General features: G+C 71.7%; 18 protein-coding genes and 1 tRNA gene. All 19 read left to right on the forward strand.

All coding sequences use genetic code 11. The annotated features are described in order from the left end of the window. Entirely contained in the window at positions 1–1,143 is a 1,143-nt protein-coding gene (locus tag AC2H4J_RS00520) for a DODA-type extradiol aromatic ring-opening family dioxygenase (protein ID WP_487462867.1), read from the forward strand. Positions 1,144–1,145: 2 nt separating this feature from the next. Continuing rightward, positions 1,146–2,027, forward strand: coding sequence for a carbon-nitrogen hydrolase family protein (locus AC2H4J_RS00525; protein ID WP_487462868.1), 882 nt, complete (start codon positions 1,146–1,148; stop codon positions 2,025–2,027). Further along, positions 2,024–2,335 (forward strand): hypothetical protein, encoded by a 312-nt coding sequence (locus tag AC2H4J_RS00530; RefSeq protein ID WP_487462869.1) that lies wholly within the window; start codon positions 2,024–2,026, stop codon positions 2,333–2,335. The genes AC2H4J_RS00525 and AC2H4J_RS00530 overlap by 4 nt, the downstream gene beginning before the upstream one ends. Next, the gene (locus AC2H4J_RS00535) at positions 2,332–3,141 is read left to right on the forward strand and encodes a GntR family transcriptional regulator (RefSeq protein ID WP_487462870.1); all 810 of its coding nucleotides are present in this window, start codon (positions 2,332–2,334) and stop codon (positions 3,139–3,141) included. The genes AC2H4J_RS00530 and AC2H4J_RS00535 overlap by 4 nt, the downstream gene beginning before the upstream one ends. A 110-nt stretch (positions 3,142–3,251) precedes the next feature. Further along, positions 3,252–4,004 carry a maleate cis-trans isomerase family protein gene (locus AC2H4J_RS00540; protein WP_487462871.1) on the forward strand — a complete coding sequence of 251 codons (753 nt, stop codon included), beginning with the start codon at positions 3,252–3,254 and terminating at the stop codon, positions 4,002–4,004. Positions 4,005–4,026: 22 nt separating this feature from the next. Beyond that, the gene (locus AC2H4J_RS00545) at positions 4,027–4,815 is read left to right on the forward strand and encodes an SDR family oxidoreductase (protein WP_487462872.1); all 789 of its coding nucleotides are present in this window, start codon (positions 4,027–4,029) and stop codon (positions 4,813–4,815) included. A gap of 1 nt (position 4,816) precedes the next feature. Then, entirely contained in the window at positions 4,817–5,569 is a 753-nt protein-coding gene (locus tag AC2H4J_RS00550; RefSeq protein WP_487462873.1) for an SDR family NAD(P)-dependent oxidoreductase, read from the forward strand. Continuing rightward, positions 5,566–6,453, forward strand: coding sequence for an SDR family oxidoreductase (locus AC2H4J_RS00555; protein WP_487462874.1), 888 nt, complete (start codon positions 5,566–5,568; stop codon positions 6,451–6,453). The genes AC2H4J_RS00550 and AC2H4J_RS00555 overlap by 4 nt, the downstream gene beginning before the upstream one ends. Before the next feature lie 29 nt (positions 6,454–6,482). Beyond that, positions 6,483–8,456, forward strand: coding sequence for an oxidoreductase (locus AC2H4J_RS00560; RefSeq protein ID WP_487462875.1), 1,974 nt, complete (start codon positions 6,483–6,485; stop codon positions 8,454–8,456). 30 nt (positions 8,457–8,486) lie between these two features. After that, positions 8,487–8,888 carry a hypothetical protein gene (locus AC2H4J_RS00565; RefSeq protein WP_487462876.1) on the forward strand — a complete coding sequence of 134 codons (402 nt, stop codon included), beginning with the start codon at positions 8,487–8,489 and terminating at the stop codon, positions 8,886–8,888. Between the two features lie 63 nt (positions 8,889–8,951). Further along, positions 8,952–9,809 (forward strand): FAD binding domain-containing protein, encoded by an 858-nt coding sequence (locus tag AC2H4J_RS00570; RefSeq protein ID WP_487462877.1) that lies wholly within the window; start codon positions 8,952–8,954, stop codon positions 9,807–9,809. Then, positions 9,806–10,282 carry a (2Fe-2S)-binding protein gene (locus tag AC2H4J_RS00575; RefSeq protein ID WP_487462878.1) on the forward strand — a complete coding sequence of 159 codons (477 nt, stop codon included), beginning with the start codon at positions 9,806–9,808 and terminating at the stop codon, positions 10,280–10,282. The genes AC2H4J_RS00570 and AC2H4J_RS00575 overlap by 4 nt, the downstream gene beginning before the upstream one ends. Continuing rightward, entirely contained in the window at positions 10,279–12,636 is a 2,358-nt protein-coding gene (locus tag AC2H4J_RS00580) for a xanthine dehydrogenase family protein molybdopterin-binding subunit (protein ID WP_487462879.1), read from the forward strand. The genes AC2H4J_RS00575 and AC2H4J_RS00580 overlap by 4 nt, the downstream gene beginning before the upstream one ends. Before the next feature lie 28 nt (positions 12,637–12,664). Then, entirely contained in the window at positions 12,665–13,288 is a 624-nt protein-coding gene (locus AC2H4J_RS00585) for an SRPBCC family protein (protein WP_487462880.1), read from the forward strand. A gap of 281 nt (positions 13,289–13,569) precedes the next feature. Then, a tRNA-Ser gene (locus AC2H4J_RS00590) sits at positions 13,570–13,656 on the forward strand. A 57-nt stretch (positions 13,657–13,713) separates the two neighbouring features. Further along, a complete protein-coding gene (locus AC2H4J_RS00595; protein WP_487462881.1) occupies positions 13,714–13,854 on the forward strand; it encodes a hypothetical protein in 141 nt (46 codons plus the stop codon). 70 nt (positions 13,855–13,924) lie between these two features. Beyond that, entirely contained in the window at positions 13,925–14,164 is a 240-nt protein-coding gene (locus AC2H4J_RS00600) for a hypothetical protein (RefSeq protein WP_487462882.1), read from the forward strand. A 233-nt stretch (positions 14,165–14,397) separates the two neighbouring features. Then, positions 14,398–15,213 (forward strand): hypothetical protein, encoded by an 816-nt coding sequence (locus AC2H4J_RS00605; RefSeq protein WP_487463686.1) that lies wholly within the window; start codon positions 14,398–14,400, stop codon positions 15,211–15,213. 74 nt (positions 15,214–15,287) lie between these two features. Next, positions 15,288–16,475, forward strand: coding sequence for a zinc-dependent alcohol dehydrogenase (locus tag AC2H4J_RS00610; RefSeq protein ID WP_487462883.1), 1,188 nt, complete (start codon positions 15,288–15,290; stop codon positions 16,473–16,475). Positions 16,476–17,000: the final 525 nt, after the last annotated feature.

The raw sequence follows: 17,000 nt of genomic DNA on the forward strand, positions 1-17,000 counted from the left end.
ATGGACCGGGCGACCCTCGAGAACGCGATCCTGAGCCTGGCCAGGGACCCCGAGCTGCTCGAGCGCGTGCGCAACGACCCCGACGAGGCGGCCGCTGCGCTGGGCCTGGACGCGTCGTGGGCGCGGTCGATCCTCGACGCCGACCGGGACCGGCTGCGCTCGGCGGGCGTGAACGACGGCATCACCATCCTGGTCAGCCGCTGGTTCAAGGACGACCTGGGCGACTCGGCCAGCCGCGGCGCCTTCGTCGTCGACGACTCCGCGCCGCTGCCCCCGGCCGACGTCCCGGACGGGCTGGTCTTCGCCGGCGGCTGTTCGCACGTCCCCGACCTGCTAGCCCGTCCGGAGATCGACCCCGCGGAGAACGTGGACCGTCTGCTGGCCGGGTACCGCCGGCTGGCGGCCGACCTGGCGGCGGCGGAGCCGGACGTCGTCCTCGTGACGGCGGACTGCCACTTCCAGAGTTTCGCGACGCAGCACTTCGTGATCGGCACCAGCTCCGTGCACCGCGGGTCCATGGAGTTCTTCCAGCGTCCCGACCTGGACCTGCAGCTGACCGGGCACCCCGGGCTGGCCGCAGCCATGGCCGACGCCGTCCGTGCGGCCGGCCAGGAAGTCGAGCTGGCCGACCGGGTGGACCTGGACCACGGGCTGATCGTGCCGCTGCGGCTGCTGCTGCCGCGGCCGGACCTCCCGGTCATCCCGATCATCACCCAGCCGGCCCGCAGCTTCTCGCCCTACGGGGCGCGGGTGTTCGGGCAGGCGCTCCGGACGGCGATCAGCGATTCGGGGCTGCGCGTGGCGATGCTCGCCACCGGCGGGCTGTCGCACTGGCTGGACCCGGGCAAGTTCGGCGGTGTCGACGTCGAGTTCGACACCTACCTGCTGCAGATGCTGCAGGCCGGACGCGGCCTCGACGTGTCCGCCCTGGAGCCTTACCCGCTCCTCGACCACGGCCAGTACGAGTTCCTCAACTGGCTGATCATGCTGGGCATCGCCGGGCCCTCGGTGCACGGCGAGGTCTACGCGTACGAGCCGATGCAGGCATCGGGCGGCGGCTGGACGGTCGTGCACATGGACCTCGAAGCAGCGCGCAGCAGCCGGGCCGACCGGGCCCGCGACGCCGTTCCGGTCGGGGGCTGACCGTGGGCGGGACGGCCGACTCGCTGCGCGTCGGGGTGACGCAGTGGCACGCCACCACGGATGTGGCGGCCAATCTCGAGGTCGCCCTCGACCTCGTGCGGCGCGCCGCGGACGACGGGGCACAGGTGGTCGTCCTGCCCGAGAACGGGCTGATGCTCGGCACGAATGCTCAGATGCGGGCGAAGCTGCTGGCCCAGGACGGGCCGGAGGTCGCCGCACTGGCCGCCGAAGCCGTCGAGCACGGGGTGACCGTGGTCCTCGGCGGCATGAAGAACGCCACCGCGGACGGGGTGTTCAACTCTGCCGTCGTGATCGGGCCGGACGGCGCGATGGCCGGGCGGTACGACAAGATCCACCTGTTCGACGCGCGCGTCGGCGGCCGGTCGTTCGAGGCGAGCAGCGTGGAGCAGGCGGGCAGCCGGCCGGTGCTGCTCGACGTCGACGGCGCACTGGTGGGCCTGACGATCTGCTACGACGTGCGGTTCCCGGAGCTGTACCGGGCGCTGGCCCTGGCGGGCGCCGAGGTGCTGCTCGTGCCGGCCGCGTTCACCTATCCGACCGGCCGGGCGCACTGGCACACCCTGCTGCGTGCCCGGGCGATCGAGAACGGCTGCTTCGTGGTGGCTCCCGCGACGGTCCGCTCACCGGACGGCCCGGGGCACGACCCGTTCGAGACCTACGGGCACGCCCTGGTGGTCTCCCCGTGGGGCGAGGTGCTGCTCGACCTGGAGGAGCGAACCCCGGCCTTCGGCGTGGTCGACCTCGACCTGACCGGCGTCCGGAAGACTCGGGCGGCCATGCCGGTGCTGGCCGGTACCAAGCCCCGTGCCTACGGCACGACCCCGAGCACGATCGCCGTCCCGATCCTGGAGGAGCAACGATGAACCACGACGGTCAGCAGCCCGGGACCGAGCCGCGCGACCGGGCCTCCGACCAGCGCCCGGACGACCTGGCCGAGGGGATCGTCGAGGCGGGGGAGTGGTTCGGCATCGGCAACGAGTTCACCGGCGTGCAGATCCGCAAGGTGCGCACGCGGAACGGCGAGCGGCTGGAACTGCACGTGCCGACGCGGCACTACCGCATCCTGCTCGACGCCATGCAGCTGGAGATCATCGCGGCCCAGGACTCGGCGGCCTTCACCACGCTGTTCCAGCGCCAGCTGGGCTCCGACGAGGACGGCGGTCTGTCGTGACGGGAGCCAAGCGGCCGGGCACGGCGGTCGACGACATCGTCGCCGCCCTGCGTGAGCGCATCATCTCCGGGGAGCTGCCCCCGGGCCTGCGCCTGTCCCAGCAGCAGCTCGCCGAGGACATGCAGATCTCCCGCACTCCGCTGCGGGAGGCCCTGCAGCGGCTGGCGACCGAAGGCCTGGTGGTCAGCCAGGTCAACCGGGGGATGGTGGTCGCGCCGGCGCCGCTCAGCGATGTCGAGGGCTCCTACGCTCTGCGCCTGCTCGTCGAGCCGGCGATCGTGTCCGCCGTCGTCGGTACGGTCACCGAGGACGACATCGAGGCGATGGCACGCGCGCTCGCCGCGATGGAGCGCCCGGGGGTGTCCACCCGTGACTTCCAGCTGGCCCACCTGGAGTACCACCAGGTGCTGCTGAGCCGGTATCCGAAGCCGGCGGCGGACCTCATCCAGCACCTGCACACCCGGATCCACCGGCATCAGCGGCTCTACTTCTCCCGCCCCCCGGCGGTCGCGGACTTCACCTGGCTGGACCGGATCTTCCTGGACGCCGTGCGCGAGCGGAACGGCGAGCTGGCCCGACACCTGCTGGAGTTCCACCTGCTCGACGCCGCGATCGGGCTGGTCGCCGAGGTCGAGCCGGACCACCGGTTCGACTCGCTGCTCGTGACCCTCGCCGGCATGGGCGTCGAGGTCAGTGGGCTGGACGCCGAGAACCTGCGCCGACCGGCCACCTTTGGATGGCGCCGGGAGACCCCGCCGGGACTTCCGGAGCTCAAGACGTCGAACCTCGAGTACTCGCCGGACTGACCGGCTCAGCACGCCCCGGTTCCCACAGCACTGCCCAGCGCCCCCGTCGGGGCGCCCCCAGCCGTACCCACGAACACGCGAGGACCGACCGGTCCCCGGAACGGAGCAGCATGACCAGCCGTCGCGTCGGCCTGATCGTCCCCAGCTCGAACACCACGATGGAGACCGAGATCCCCGCGATCCTGCGGGCTCGTGGTGAGCTGCGCCCGGACGAGGAGTTCACCTTCCACTCCTCCCGGATGCGCATGAAGCACGTGACTCCCGCGGAGCTGACCGCGATGGACGCCGACTCGCTCCGCTGCGCGGCCGAGCTCGCCGACGCGCGGGTCGACGTCATGGCCTACGCCTGCCTGGTCGCGATCATGGCGCAGGGGCTGGGCTATCACCGTGAGTCCCAGGAGAAGCTCGCCGCCCGGGCCGAGGCCGAGAGCGGCGAGTCGGTGCCGGTCGTCTCCTCCGCCGGTGCGCTGGTCGAAGGGCTGCGTCACCTGGGCGCGAAGAAGGTGGCGGTCATCGCTCCCTACATGAAGCCCCTGACGGCGACGGTGTGCGGCTACATCGAGCACGAGGGCGTGGAGGTCGTCGACTCGATCAGTCTCGAGGTGCCCGACAACCTCGCCGTCGGCCGGCTCGACCCCGCGCAGTTGGTGGACCTGGCGCAGCGGCTGGACACGTCCGGCGCCGACGCTCTGGTGCTCAGTGCCTGCGTCCAGATGCCCTCGCTGGCCGTGCTGGACGCAGTCCAGCAGAAGTCCGACATCCCGGTCGTCTCCGCTGCCGCGGCGACGGTCTGGCGGATCCTGACCGACCTCGGCCTGGACCCGGTCGCCCCCCGCGCCGGTGCCCTGCTGGCCGACCGCTGACCCGACATCGAGGAGAACTGACATGGGCGCTCTCGACGACAAGGTCGTCGTCTTCACCGGAGCAGGGGCAGGCATCGGCGCGGCCGTGGTCCGCCGGTACGTCGCGGAGGGGGCGCGCATCGTCGCCGTCGACGTATCGCCGGGCGTGAAGGAACTGGCTGGTGAGCTCGGAGACGCGGTGGTCCCGCTCGTCAGCGACGTCCGTTCGTGGGAGGGGAACGTCGCGGCGGCGACCGCCGCGGTCGACCGGTGGGGCCGGATCGACGTGTTCGTCGGAAACGCGGGCATCACCGACGGCGCCACCCCGCTGGAGCAGATCCCCGGCGAGCAGTTGACCGCGGCCTTCGGCGAGCTGATGGGGGTCAACGTGCTGGCGCCCATGCTCGGCGTGCGGGCCTGCCTGGAGCAGCTCATCGCCACGCGCGGCGCGGTCATCCTCACCGGCTCGTTCGCCAGCACCAACGCCGCCGGCGGCGGGGCCCTCTACACGGCCTCGAAGCACGCGGTGCACGGGCTGATCCGGCAGCTGGCCTACGAACTGGCGCCCGACGTGCGGGTCAACGGCGTCGCCCCCGGGGTGGCGCCGACCCGGCTGCGCGGCACCGCGGCCCTGGGGCAGGAGGCGAGCGACTCGGTGCTCGACGGCACGGAGCGGGCCCTGCCCCTGCAGGCGGTGTCGCCGGTCGAGGCGTACAACGGCGCGTTCACCCTCCTGGCCTCGGCCGACGCGGCGGCGATGACCGGGACCCTCGTCACGGTGGACAGCGGGCTGTCGATCCGCGGCATCGCGCGGCCCGGCGGCCGGGTCTGACATGGCGTCACAGGAGGGCCGGACGGCGGTGGTCACCGGAGCCCGTCGGGGCATCGGCGCGGCCATTGCCGAGGCGCTGCTCGAGACCGGGGCCCGGGTGCTCGTCTGCGGCCGCGAGCCCGGCTCGGTCGAAGCGGCCGTCGCGGGTTTCCGGGCGCGCGGGTTCTCCCGTGCGGAGGGGTTCGCCGGCGACCTCGATGCCGAGGAGGGGCGCGCCGCGCTGATGGAGGCGGCCGGCCAGGTCGACGTCCTGGTCAACAACGCCGGCGGCTTCCTGCGGGCCACGACCACCGTCGACTCCACCGAGGCGGAGTGGGAGGAGCAGCTGCGGGCCAACCTCACGCTTCCGTTCCTGCTCTGCCGCGCGGTGCTGCCCGGCATGGTGAACCGCGGTTGGGGCCGCATCGTCAACATCGGGTCAGTGACCGCGGCGGCGTCCCAGCTGGGCAACGCCATCGGGTACGTCGCGGCCAAGTCGGGCCTGGTCGGGTTCACGCGGCAGCTGGCAGCGGAGGTGGCGGGCACGGGTGTGACGGCGAACGTCGTCAACCCCGGCACGGTCGCCACCGAGCACCTCGCCGAGTACTTCGACGCGTCCCAGGTTGCCGAGAGCGACCTGGCCGAGCGCATCCCGGTGGGCCGGCTGGGGCGCCCCCGGGAGATCGGCGCGCTCATCCCCTACATCACGTCCGACGACGCCGGGTTCCTGACCGGTGCCGTGATCGACATCAACGGAGGAGCGGTCACCGCATGACCGCCGTCATCGCGAGCGGAGAGGAGTGCGCCGTGGGTGCACTGGATGGGAAGGTCGCTCTCGTCACCGGGGGCGCAGCCGGGATCGGCCGCGCCGTCGTCGAGGCCTACGTCGAGGCCGGTGCGCGGGTGGGCGTGCTCGACCGCGACGAACAGCGGCTCACCGAGCTCACCAAGGAGCTCGGGCCCGACGTGGTCGGCACGGTGGGCTCGGTCGAATTCCTCGCCGACAACCAGCGGGCGGTCGCCGATGTGCTCGCCGCCTTCGGACAGCTCGACGTGTTCGTGGGCAACGCCGGGGTCGGCGCGGGCAATCTCAGCCTGGCGCAGGTGCCACTGGACAAGCTCGAGGTCGCCATCGACGAGATCTACGACATCAACGTCAAGGGGTACCTCCTGGGTGCGCGGGCCGCGCTCGCCCCGCTGCTGCGCTCGCCGGAGCCCGCCGTGATCTTCAGCTGCTCCCTCGCCGGCTACCGGGCAGTCGACGACGGCGTCCTCTACGTCTCCACGAAGCACGCCAACGTCGGCATCGTCCGCCAGCTCGCGTGGGAGTTCGCCCCTCGGATCCGGGTCAACGGTGTGGCGATCGGCGTGGCCCGCACCCGCATGGAAGGGCTGCGCTCGCTGGACCAGGACCCGATCGACGCCGTGCTCCCGGGCGCCGAGGACGTCATCCCGCTGGGCGCCATCCCGGAGCCGCACGACCACGCGGGCGCCTTCGTGTACCTGGCGTCGTCCGCTTCCGGTCTCACCACCGGTGAGTGTCTCTGGACCGACAGCGGCTTCGGTGTCCGCGGCATCGGCAGCCCCGCCGGCGGCCGGTCGCTCGACCCCGCGGACATCGAGGCGGCCGATCGGGCCGTTCAGGCGTCGTTCGCGTGACCGTCGCCAACCCTGCCGGAGGTCTCTCCATGGCACTCGACAGCGCCGGTCGAACCGGCACCGCGTTCCCGGGGCTGCTCCGTCCGGGCACCATCTCCGGCCTGCGGCTGCGCAACAGGGTGGTCAAGTCGCCCAACACCACGGCGACGTGCAACCCCGACGGGACGGTCACCCAGCGGACCGTCAACCACTACCGCCGGCTCGGCGAGGGCGGCGTCGGACTCGTGCTGGTCGAGTACACCTACGTCGACGACGACGCCAGCAAGTCGATCCACGGCCAGACCGGGATCAGCCGCCAGGACCACGTCGCGGGCATGGGCTGGCTGGTCGACGAGGTGCACTCGACCGGGGCGGCCATCGGGCTCCAGCTGGTGCACTCCGGGCGGCAGCGGTTCCTCGGCACCGCCCCGATGAAGTCGGCGTCGACCTCCTCGTGGGACGTGGCGGAGATGGCTTTCGGGGTCGTGCCGACGCCGATGAGCGTCGAGGAGATCCAGGGGGTCGTCCGCAGCTTCGGCGAGGCTGCAGCCCGGGCCCACGCGGCGCGCTTCGACCTCGTGGAGGTGCACGCCGGCCACGGCTACATGATCACCAACTTCCTCTCCCCGCACACCAACGACCGCACCGACGAGTACGGCGGGTCCTTCGACAACCGCGCGCGCATCCTGCTGGAGATCGTCGACAGCATCCGGGCACACGTCCCGTCGTCCTTCCCGCTGAGCGTCCGGTTGTCGGTCACCGACTACGAGCCCGACGGCATCCGGATCGAGGAGACCGTCGAACTGTGCCGGTTGCTCGAGCAGCACGGCGTCGACGTGATCCACGCCTCCGGAGGCCACCACGCCCTCCAGGAGTGGGAGGCCAGCTCGTGGTTCATGCCTCGACAACTGCACCGCTGGGGCTGGGAGAAGATCAAGCCGGCGGTCTCGATCCCGGTGATGGCGTCCGGCTCGTTGGTCTCACCCGAGGTCGCCGACGAGATCCTGACGTCCGGGAGCGCCGACTTCGTCTCGCTCGGCCGCGCGATGCTGGCCGATCCGGACTGGACGATCAAGGCGCAGACCGGCCGCGCGCTGGAAATCGTGCCCTGCATCCGGTGCAACGACGGCTGCCTGGAACGGGGCCTGGACCAGAAGCGCAGCGTCGGCTGCACCGTCAATCCGGAGGTAGCCGAGGAGGGGCGGTTCCCGCTCGGCGCGGCGACCACGACCAAGCGAGTCGCCGTGGCCGGGGGAGGTCCGGCGGGCCTGCGGATCGCTGCGGCCCTGCATGACCGCGGTCATTCGGTGGTGCTCTTCGAGCCGGCCGAGCTCGGCGGTGCCCTCCTCCACGCGCGCGGCTTCACGGTCAAGCAGGACCTCGCCGGACTCGTCGAGCACCTGGTGCACGAGGTCACCCGGCGCGGCATCGAGGTGAGGCCGGTCGCAGCGACCGCCGCGAGCCTCGCGGGCTTCGAGCAGGTCGTGGTCGCCACCGGCGCTCCGCAACGCTCCTTCGACGGTCCCATCCACGCGACCGAGCGCCTGCTGACGCCGGCGGACCTCGGACCGCGTCGCGACCAGATCCGAGGCCGCGTGGCCGTCGTCGGCGGCGGCTTCCAGGGCGCCGATGCCGCTCTGCGGCTGTGCGAGCTGCCGGATGTCTCGGTGATCCTCTTCGACCGGGGCGAGGAGTTGCTGCGCGGTCCCGAGGTCAAGTACGACGCGATGGTCATGCCCAAACGGCTCGCCGAGAGGGACGTCGAGATCCGGCTCGGCACCGAGGTGGTCGCCGTCGAGGCCAAGGGCGTGCGCATCCGAGGCATTGATGACGCCGTCGGCAGCGACGTGCTCGTCGAGGCCGACTGGGTGGTCCTGGCGCTCGGCCGGGAGCCTTCGCCGTCCGCACTTGCAGGGGAGTTGTCCGACGCCGGCGTGCCGGTCGTGACGATCGGCTCCGCCGAGACACCGGGGCGGGTCTACGACGCCCTCCACTCCGCGTACTTCACCGCTCGGCACATCTGATCCGGGGGACGGGAAAAGGTGATGATCAGCATGGCCGCCGCCGAGCTCACCGGTGTTCGCAGCGTGGTCGCGGCCGGACTTCCCCCGGGCCTCCTAGGGCGCACCCGCGCGGTGGCGACGGACGCCGTCATGATCGACGGGTCGGTCCACGACTCCGTGACCGAACTGCGGAACGCCGTCGCCAGCGGCGTTCTTCCCACGGCGCCGGATGTGCTGGTCATCGGATACGCGCCGAGTCAGGCCTGGTCGGTGAGGGTCCTGCTGAGCCTCGTCCTGGCGCTCCCGGGCGGCCAGGGCACCCGCGTCCTGCTCGTGACCGAGGGGCCGCGGTCCGTCCTGCCGGTCTGGCTCACGGATGAGTCGCGCCTCGATGTCGTCGCGCCTTCCGATGTCGAAGCACGGTTGCGCGCACTCCTGGGCGAGGTGCCCTGAACGTCCGACCGATCCCGTCGACCGGCAGCAGTTCCGCCGGTTCCAACCTGCCAGAGGAGCCCGATGAAACCACCGTCCTTCACCTATGAGGATCCGCGCACCGTCGATGCCGCGCTCGCGCTGCTCGCAGAGCACCAGGACGACGCCACCCTGCTGGCCGGGGGGCAGAGCCTGCTGCCGCTGCTGAACATGCGGCTGGCCCGGCCCGAGGTCGTCGTCGATCTCAACCGGGTCGCCGGCCTGGACGGGATCACCGTCACTGCCGACCAGGTCACGCTGGGTGCGACCGTCCGCGTGGCCACCCTGGAAACCGAGCCGCAGATCGCTGCTGCGCTGCCGGTGCTCGCCGAGGCCGCGAGCCTGGTTGCCCATCCGCAGATCCGCGTCCGGACGACGGTCGGCGGCAGCCTCTGCCACGCTGACCCGGCCGCCGAGCTGCCGACCGTGGCCGTCGCTGTAGGCGCCCGCATCGACTTGCGCTCGGCGACCGGCTCGCGGACGGTCGAGGCCGAGGACTTCTTCGAGTCGGTATTCCTGACCGCGAAGCGGCCCGACGAACTGCTCGAGGCGGTGCACTTCCCGCGCCGATCCGAGATGACCTTCGTCTACAACGAGATCTCCCGCCGGCACGGGGACTTCCCGTTCGTCGGGCTGTGCCTGGGCGTGGCCCGGGAGGGCGGCGTCGTCATCGCCGCCCGTGCCGCAGCCGCCGGCGTGAGTGACCGCCCGGTCCGGCTGGCAGCCCTGGAGGACGCCCTCGTCGGCCGCTCGCTGGCCGAGGTCGCCCAGAACGCTGCCGCGACCGCCGCAGGCGCAGTCGATCCGCCGTCGGACGTCCATGGTTCGGCATCGTTCAGGCGGGGCTTGCTCCGCACCCTGGTACGGCGCGCCTGCGCCCGACTCGAGGAGGAGGCCCGATGACCGGGTCGGACCGCTCCGTCACCGTGACGGTCAACGGCGACGTCCGCACCGCCGAGGTGCCGGTACGCACGCTGCTCAGTGATTTCCTGCGCCATCAGCTCCGCCTCACCGGCACCCATGTCGGCTGCGAGCAGGGCGTGTGCGGGGCCTGCACCGTGCTGGTCGACGGGCAGGCGGTCCGCTCCTGCCTGATGCTAGCCGTCCAGGTCGACGGCTGCGCCGTCGAGACCGTCGAGTCGGTCGCGGTGGACGACGAGCTGTCCACCTTCCAGGCGGCGATGAAGGAGCACCACGGGCTGCAGTGCGGGTTCTGCACGCCCGGCATCGTCATGAGCATGGCCGGCGCGGAGCGCGCCGGCGACAGCGTCGAGCGAGCGGAAGAGGTCGTGCTCGGCGGTCACGTCTGCCGTTGCACCGGCTACCAGGGCATCCGCGCCGCCGTCCGGGCGGCCTGGCAGGAGGAGTCAGCATGAGCGCGCAGAACGATCCGCAGGCGGCGTCCGGACTGATCGGTGCCGCCGTACCCCGGGTCCAGGACGACCGGATGCTGCGCGGCGACGGCTGGTATGTCGACGACCTCGACGACGCGGGCACGTTGCATGCCGCGCTGGTGCGCAGCCCTGTGGCGCACGGCCGGGTCACCGGCTACGACGCCTCATCGGCCCTCGCCGTCCAGGGTGTGAGCCTGGTGCTCGGCCCGAAGGAGCTGGCGGAGATGCTGGCTCCGCTCCCGCATCCGTGGCTCATCCCCGGGCAACAGCTCACCGAGGTGACGTTGGTCGACACGACCATCCGGTACGTCGGGCAGCCCCTGGCCGTCGTGGTGGCGGAGTCCCGGGCGGTGGCGGAGGACGCCGCCGAGCTGGTGGAGCTCGACATCGACGAGTTCGACGCGGTCCCTTCGCTCGCGGACGCCCGCCGGGACGGCGCGCCGCTGCTCTATCCCGAGTTCGGCAGCAATCAGGTAGGCAGCATCCACTTCGGCGACCCCGCGCCGGAGCTCGAGGAGGCGATCGCCGGGGCGGCGCTGGTGGTGGATCGGGAGTTCACCGTTCCCCGCGTGGCCCACAACCCGATCGAGCCGCGGGGGATCGTGGCCGAGTACCTCCGGGCGACCGGCCGGCTGGAGGTCGTGAGCAGCACGCAGGTACCCCACCTGGTCCGCCAGGAGCTCGGCCGGACGCTGGGCATGCGGGTCGACCACATCCGTGTCGTAGCACCCGACGTGGGCGGCGCCTTCGGGCAGAAGACGTCGCTGTTCCCGGACGAGGCGATGGTCTGCGCGGCCGCCAGGACCCTGGGCCGACGGGTCAAGTGGACTGAGGACCGCGCGGAAAGTCTCACGGTGGCCTATCAAGGGCGCGGACAGACGACCCGTGGCCGGCTCGCGCTGGCCGAGGACGGCACGTTCCTCGCGCTGCACGTCGACCTCCACGGCGACATCGGGGCGTTCCCCAGCACCGGGACCGGCGGGGCCGGCCCGTTCATGGTGTCGGGGCTGATGGTCGAGGGCCCGTACCGGTTCGGTCGCGCCGGCAGCACCGTGACGGCGTGGTACACCAACGCCACGCCCACCGGCGCCTTCCGCGGCTACGGGATGCAGGAGGCCACCTTCGTCCGGGAGAGGCTGGTCGACGAGGCAGCGCGGCTGCTGGACGTCGATGCGGTCGAGTTGCGGCGCCGCAACATGCTCACGTCGGGGGAGCTGCCCTACGTCACCCGGCTGCAGATGCCCTACGACAACGGCGACTACCCGCGCGCGTTGGAGCGGGCCGCTGCCCTGGGCGCGGAGCGGGTCAGGCCGTCGGGCGACCGCGTGCGCCGCGGGGTCGGGTTGGCGTCCATGACGGAGATCACCGGCTTCGCCCCGACGGCACTGATGGAGATGTTCGGCATCCACTGGACGACGTGGGACTCCGCGCGCATCCGGGTCAACGAGGACGGCACGGTCACGGTGCACTCCGGCGTGACGTCGATCGGGCAGGGCATCGAGACCTCGCTCGCCCAGATTGCCGCCCAGTGTCTGGGGGTGCCCATGGAGTGGGTCACCGTCCAGCTCGGGGACACCGCCACCGCCATGTACAACAACTTCGCGTCCCAGGCCAGCCGGGCGCTGGCCCTCGCCGGCTCGGCTCTGTACCAGGCGGCATCGCGCCTGCGTGAGCGGATGGACGCGCTGGCGGCCACCTTCCTCCAGGTCGACCCGGCTCAGTTGCGGCTCGACGGCGACACCTACGTCGGCCCGGGCGGTGAGCGTGCCACCTGGCAGGAGATCGCCCACCGGGGATGGATGGGCTGGGGCCGCCGGCCCGACGATCCCATCGCGCTCGAGGAGAACGTCGAGTACGACCCGCCGAGCATCACCTACGGCTATGCCACCCACGGCGCCCAGGTGGCGGTCGACCTCGACACCGGGCGGGTGACGGTCGAGGACTACTGGTTGGTCCACGACGCCGGCCGCGTCGTCAACCCCCTGATCGTCAGCGGGCAGATGACCGGAGGCGTCGCGATGGGCATCGGAGCCACGCTGCTCGAGGAGGTGGCCTACTCCGAGACCGGGCAGCCGGTCACCACGACCTACCTCGACTATCTGCTGCCGGTGTCCGAGGACGTCCCCGACATCGTCCAGGAGCACTTCGAGACGCCCAGCCCGATCACCCCGGGCGGTTTCAAGGGCGCCGGTGAGAGCGGTCTGATCCCGCCGCCGGCGGCGATCGTCAACGCGATCGCCCGCGCCGTCCCGGAGATCGCCGACCGGCTGGTGACCCTCCCGGTGTCCCCCTCGCGGTTGTGGGACCTCCTCGAGGACGCCGGACTGACCCGATGACCACCGATTGCCGACCCGAGGGCCTGCTGTGCAACTGACCAATTCCTTCAGCGTCCCGGCCCCGCTCGAGGTGTCCTGGGGCCTGCTCAACGACGTGGAACGGATCGCCCCGTGCCTGCCGGGTGCGACTCTGGACTCCATCGAGGGCGACACCTTCACCGGCCGGGTGAAGGTCAAGCTGGGTGCCATCCAGCTGACCTACCGCGGGACCGGCCGGTTCCTCGAGCGCGACGGGAGCGGGTATCGGCTGGTCATGGAGGCCTCCGGCAGGGAGGCGCGGGGTGGCGGGTCTGCCTCGGCGACGGTCACCGCCAGTCTGTCCGGTGACGCGGAGAGCACGACCGTGACCGTGGTGACGGACCTGGACGTGACCGGCAAACCCGCGCAGTTCGGACGGGGCATCATGCAGGACGTCGGCGGCCGCATCCTGGGTCAGTTCGCCGACCGGCTTGCGGCGGAGATCCAGCCGGCTGCCGAGGCTCCGGTCGACCGACCGGGGGAGGCGGTCGCGGAGACGAAGCCGGTGCACCGGGACGCCGACGCGATCGATCTGCTCGCCGTCGCCGGTGTTCCTCGCTCTGCGCTCGCGCTGGCCGGGGTGACGGTCGTGTTCCTGGGACTGCTCGCCGTCCTCGGGCGTCGCCGCCGCTGATCAGGACATCGGCGCCGGGGCGTCCGCGCTGACGCGGGGACGCCCCGGCGCCAGCGTGGCCTAACCATCGGCGGCGCGGCCGAGCCGCCCTCTGGGGGTGACCGATGCCCGGCGTTCCTGCAGCGATACTCCGTGGAGCGAACCTGCGCTGCGCTCGTCGGCCAGGAACCTGCCTTGCTTGCGGGGTCGGCGCGACAGTCCGTTCGATGACCCGATCACCCGTCCGTAGCATGACCGGCTGCGGAAGCGTTCGGTGCGGATCCTCGCATCGACGTGACCCAGGAGGGCTCGCCTAGTGGCCGATGGCGGCGGTCTTGAAAACCGCTATGGGGTAACACCCATCGTGGGTTCGAATCCCACGCCCTCCGCTCGTGACCTGCGGTTTCGTGGTCCAGTCCGGAAGTGTCGCGTCAGGAAATGAACCGGTGGGTCGCCACCTGCGGGGCGCCGTCAGCTTTCTGTCGCTGTCCCGGGCGAGCAACCTCGTGCTCCAGCAGGACGCCGATAAGGCCGGTGCTCGCGAGTTGTTGACCCGCGGACTGTCCCTCGAGGGGCGCCCGGAGTGAGCGCGCAGGGTGGCGGCCCAGGGGATACCCGGTGAGCGCCGGAGCAATGTGCGCTGAGGGCTACTTTTCCGTGCCAGAAGTACCCCTCAGCGCACATTGCTTCCGTTCGCAGACCCGGTGGACCCCGGTCGACCTCCCGTGGCAGGAGGCGCTGGCCTTCGGGGCGCTCGACGAGCTGATCATCGACCTCGCCGACGTCGGCCTCAGCCAGCTCGAGGTCGCGGAGTCACCGCACGCGACCCGCATCCGGCACCGGTTCCGGTCCAGCACGCCGTCCGACACGCCGCGCCGGACCCTGCCACCGGGATGACCAGGGGGTCGGTCACCGTGTTTGCGCAGGTGAACACGCCGCATGTCGACAAGGCGGTGCACCGTGAGCGAGGTCACCGACCGGTGTGGAGGGTCGCCGCAACGATCCGGTGACGGGCCGGTCCGGGCCGTGTCCGGACGTGTCGCCCGCGCCGATCGCCGCCGTAGGTTCTGCCTTGTCCGCGACACGTCCACGTCGCGGCCAGGGGAAGCCGAAGGAGTCCACGCGTGACCATGGGCGCGACGATGGGATGGCCGGCGGTCGCCGTGCTCGGCTTCGTCATGCTGATCGGCGTCGTGGTCGTCCTCGGCATCAGCTCGACCGCGCGGTACGAGTTCGAGCACAACGGCGCCCGCGAACGGCAGCGCTCGGCCGCGCAGGGCCAGCGCTCCCACCCGGCCGGCAGTCGGCAGGTGCGCCGGTCGGTGCGCGCCGCCCACGGGCGCGGCCGGTCGGTCGACGTCGCCGTCCGCACCGCGCCGCCGACGGTCACCGGAACGCCCGCCTGGTGGCTGCTCGACCACACCGAGCGAGTCGTGGCCGGCCCCTTCCACGACCAGCTCGACGCCGACTGGGCGGCGCTGTCCACCGGGCTCGAGGCGGTGTCGGTCCACGGGGCACGGCGTGCGGACGGCGGTGTCGCGCGGCGCCCCTCCCCGGAGCAGCGGGCGTGGCTCGCCGAGCTCGGCGACCAGCTCGACCGGCTGCCGCACGAGTGGGACGAGCTGCTGTCGGACGAGGACCCGCTGACCACGCTCGTCGTCGAGGTGACCGCCGCCCTGGTCGAGGCGGGACTGCCGCTGCACGACGCGCCGTCCGCGAACCCGGCCGGAGGTGTGGTCCTGATGCCGGAGCTGGCGTCCGGCGGAGTGGTGGTGAGCTGGCGGGCCCACGACCGGATGAGCCTGCACCAGTCGCGCGGGGCGGCGGCCCACGCGACTGTGCAGCAGTCGATGAGCGCCGTCATCGGCGACGTCCTCTGGAACCTGGGCTTCGTCGTCGAACCGTTCGGGGAGTCGGGCAGCTCGCTCGTGACCGCCCTTCGTTGAGGCCGACTCAGTTTCGTCCGCCCAGGCACGGGCACCCCGATCGCAGACATCCGTTCGCGATCGGAGAAACCCTGATGAAGGCAGTGACCTGGCACGGGCAGCGCGACGTACGCGTCGAGGACGTGCCCGACCCGTTCGTGCAGGAGCCCACCGACGCGGTCATCCGGGTGACGACGACGAACATCTGCGGCTCGGACCTGCATCTGTACGAGCCGCTCTCGCCGTTCATGGGCGTCGGCGACATCCTCGGCCACGAGAACATGGGCCAGGTGGTGGAGGTCGGGTCCGAGGTGACAGAGCTGAAGGTGGGCGACCGCGTCGCCATCCCCTTCCAGATCTCCTGCGGGCACTGCTGGATGTGCGACCAGCAGCTCTACACCCAGTGCGAGACGACCCAGGTGCGCGAGCAGGGCACCGGCGCGGCGCTGTTCGGCTTCTCCAAGCTCTACGGCGAGGTGCCCGGCGGTCAGGCCGAGTACCTGCGGGTGCCGCAGGCGCAGTTCACCCACATCAAGTTGCCCGAGGGGCCGGCCGACGACCGGTTCGCCTACCTGTCGGACATCCTGCCGACGGCGTGGCAGGGCGTGGAGTACGCGAACGTGCCGGACGGGGGGACGCTCGTCGTCCTCGGACTGGGGCCGGTCGGCGACTTCGCCTGCCGGATCGCCCAGCACAAGGGCTACCGGGTGATCGGCGTGGACCTCGTGCCCGAGCGGCTGGAGCGGGTGCGTGCCCGGGGCATCGAGGTGGTCGACCTGAACGAGCACGAGAGCGACCTGGGCGACGCGATCCGCGACATGACCGGGGGCCGGGGACCGGACTCGGTGCTCGACGCCGTCGGCATGGAGGCGCACGGCTCACCGGCCACCACGTTCATCCAGAAGGTCGCCGGGCTGCTGCCCAAGGCGCTCTCCGCCCCGATCATGGAGACCGCGGGCGTCGACCGGCTCAACGCCCTGTACTCCGCGATCGACATCGTGCGACGCGGCGGCACGATCTCGCTGTCGGGCGTCTACGGCGGTGCGGCCGACCCGATCCCGATGCTCACCCTGTTCGACAAGCAGATCCAGCTGCACATGGGGCAGTGCAACGTGAAGCGCTGGATCCCCGACATCATGCCGCTGCTCACCGACGGCGACCCCCTGGGCTGCGACGACTTCGCCACGCACCGGGTGCCGCTGGCCGATGCGCCGGAGATGTACCGCAAGTTCCAGGAGAAGGCCGACGGCGTGGTGAAGGTGCAGCTCAAGCCGGAGCTCTGAGGGCACCGGCGCCCTGACCGGCTCGGCATCGCGGCGGTGCTGACGGGCTGCTCGAGAGCGGGATCGTCGAGGAGATTGACCGCCTCCTCACAGCCGACGGCAGGGGGACACACAGCGACCGGGAAGGAACGTTCAGCAGCCGCCACGGCACACGCTCACCAAGGGTCAGGACGCACCGGCGCGTCGATCGAGCTCCTCAGGGGCGGTTGACGCCCGCTGCTGTTCCGTTTCAGGGTGCGATCCGCGTGTTGACACAGTTCCGGTCGCCAGTCCGGCCGGATCCGATCACCGGACGTGCTGGGGGATCTGTGCTGCTGGCCGGCAGTTCGACGAGGTCGCGGAGTGGTCCCGCGGTGCTCGCAGCGAACCGCCTCGGCGCCTCGCACCCCTGGCTGCGGCTCCTCCTGCTCGTTCTCTTCTTCCTGCTCGGCGGGCTCGTGCTGCTCGCACTGACGACGACGCCGGCACGCGCCGACGTGCCGGCCTCCCTACGGGGGCCAGGGTCGCCACCCCGGTCGGCCGCCA

Source organism: Blastococcus sp. OS1-29 (genome assembly GCF_057628075.1).

Excerpts from the sequence above, each read along its gene's own strand:
- AC2H4J_RS00520 (WP_487462867.1), top strand. The coding sequence starts at position 1 with ATGGACCGGGCGACCCTCGAGAACGCGATCCTGAGCCTGGCCAGGGAC.
- AC2H4J_RS00530 (WP_487462869.1), top strand. The coding sequence starts at position 2,024 with ATGAACCACGACGGTCAGCAGCCCGGGACCGAGCCGCGCGACCGGGCC.
- AC2H4J_RS00540 (WP_487462871.1), top strand. The coding sequence starts at position 3,252 with ATGACCAGCCGTCGCGTCGGCCTGATCGTCCCCAGCTCGAACACCACG.
- AC2H4J_RS00545 (WP_487462872.1), top strand. The coding sequence starts at position 4,027 with ATGGGCGCTCTCGACGACAAGGTCGTCGTCTTCACCGGAGCAGGGGCA.
- AC2H4J_RS00550 (WP_487462873.1), top strand. The coding sequence starts at position 4,817 with ATGGCGTCACAGGAGGGCCGGACGGCGGTGGTCACCGGAGCCCGTCGG.
- AC2H4J_RS00555 (WP_487462874.1), top strand. The coding sequence starts at position 5,566 with ATGACCGCCGTCATCGCGAGCGGAGAGGAGTGCGCCGTGGGTGCACTG.
- AC2H4J_RS00560 (WP_487462875.1), top strand. The coding sequence starts at position 6,483 with ATGGCACTCGACAGCGCCGGTCGAACCGGCACCGCGTTCCCGGGGCTG.
- AC2H4J_RS00565 (WP_487462876.1), top strand. The coding sequence starts at position 8,487 with ATGGCCGCCGCCGAGCTCACCGGTGTTCGCAGCGTGGTCGCGGCCGGA.
- AC2H4J_RS00570 (WP_487462877.1), top strand. The coding sequence starts at position 8,952 with ATGAAACCACCGTCCTTCACCTATGAGGATCCGCGCACCGTCGATGCC.
- AC2H4J_RS00575 (WP_487462878.1), top strand. The coding sequence starts at position 9,806 with ATGACCGGGTCGGACCGCTCCGTCACCGTGACGGTCAACGGCGACGTC.
- AC2H4J_RS00580 (WP_487462879.1), top strand. The coding sequence starts at position 10,279 with ATGAGCGCGCAGAACGATCCGCAGGCGGCGTCCGGACTGATCGGTGCC.
- AC2H4J_RS00605 (WP_487463686.1), top strand. The coding sequence starts at position 14,398 with ATGGGCGCGACGATGGGATGGCCGGCGGTCGCCGTGCTCGGCTTCGTC.
- AC2H4J_RS00610 (WP_487462883.1), top strand. The coding sequence starts at position 15,288 with ATGAAGGCAGTGACCTGGCACGGGCAGCGCGACGTACGCGTCGAGGAC.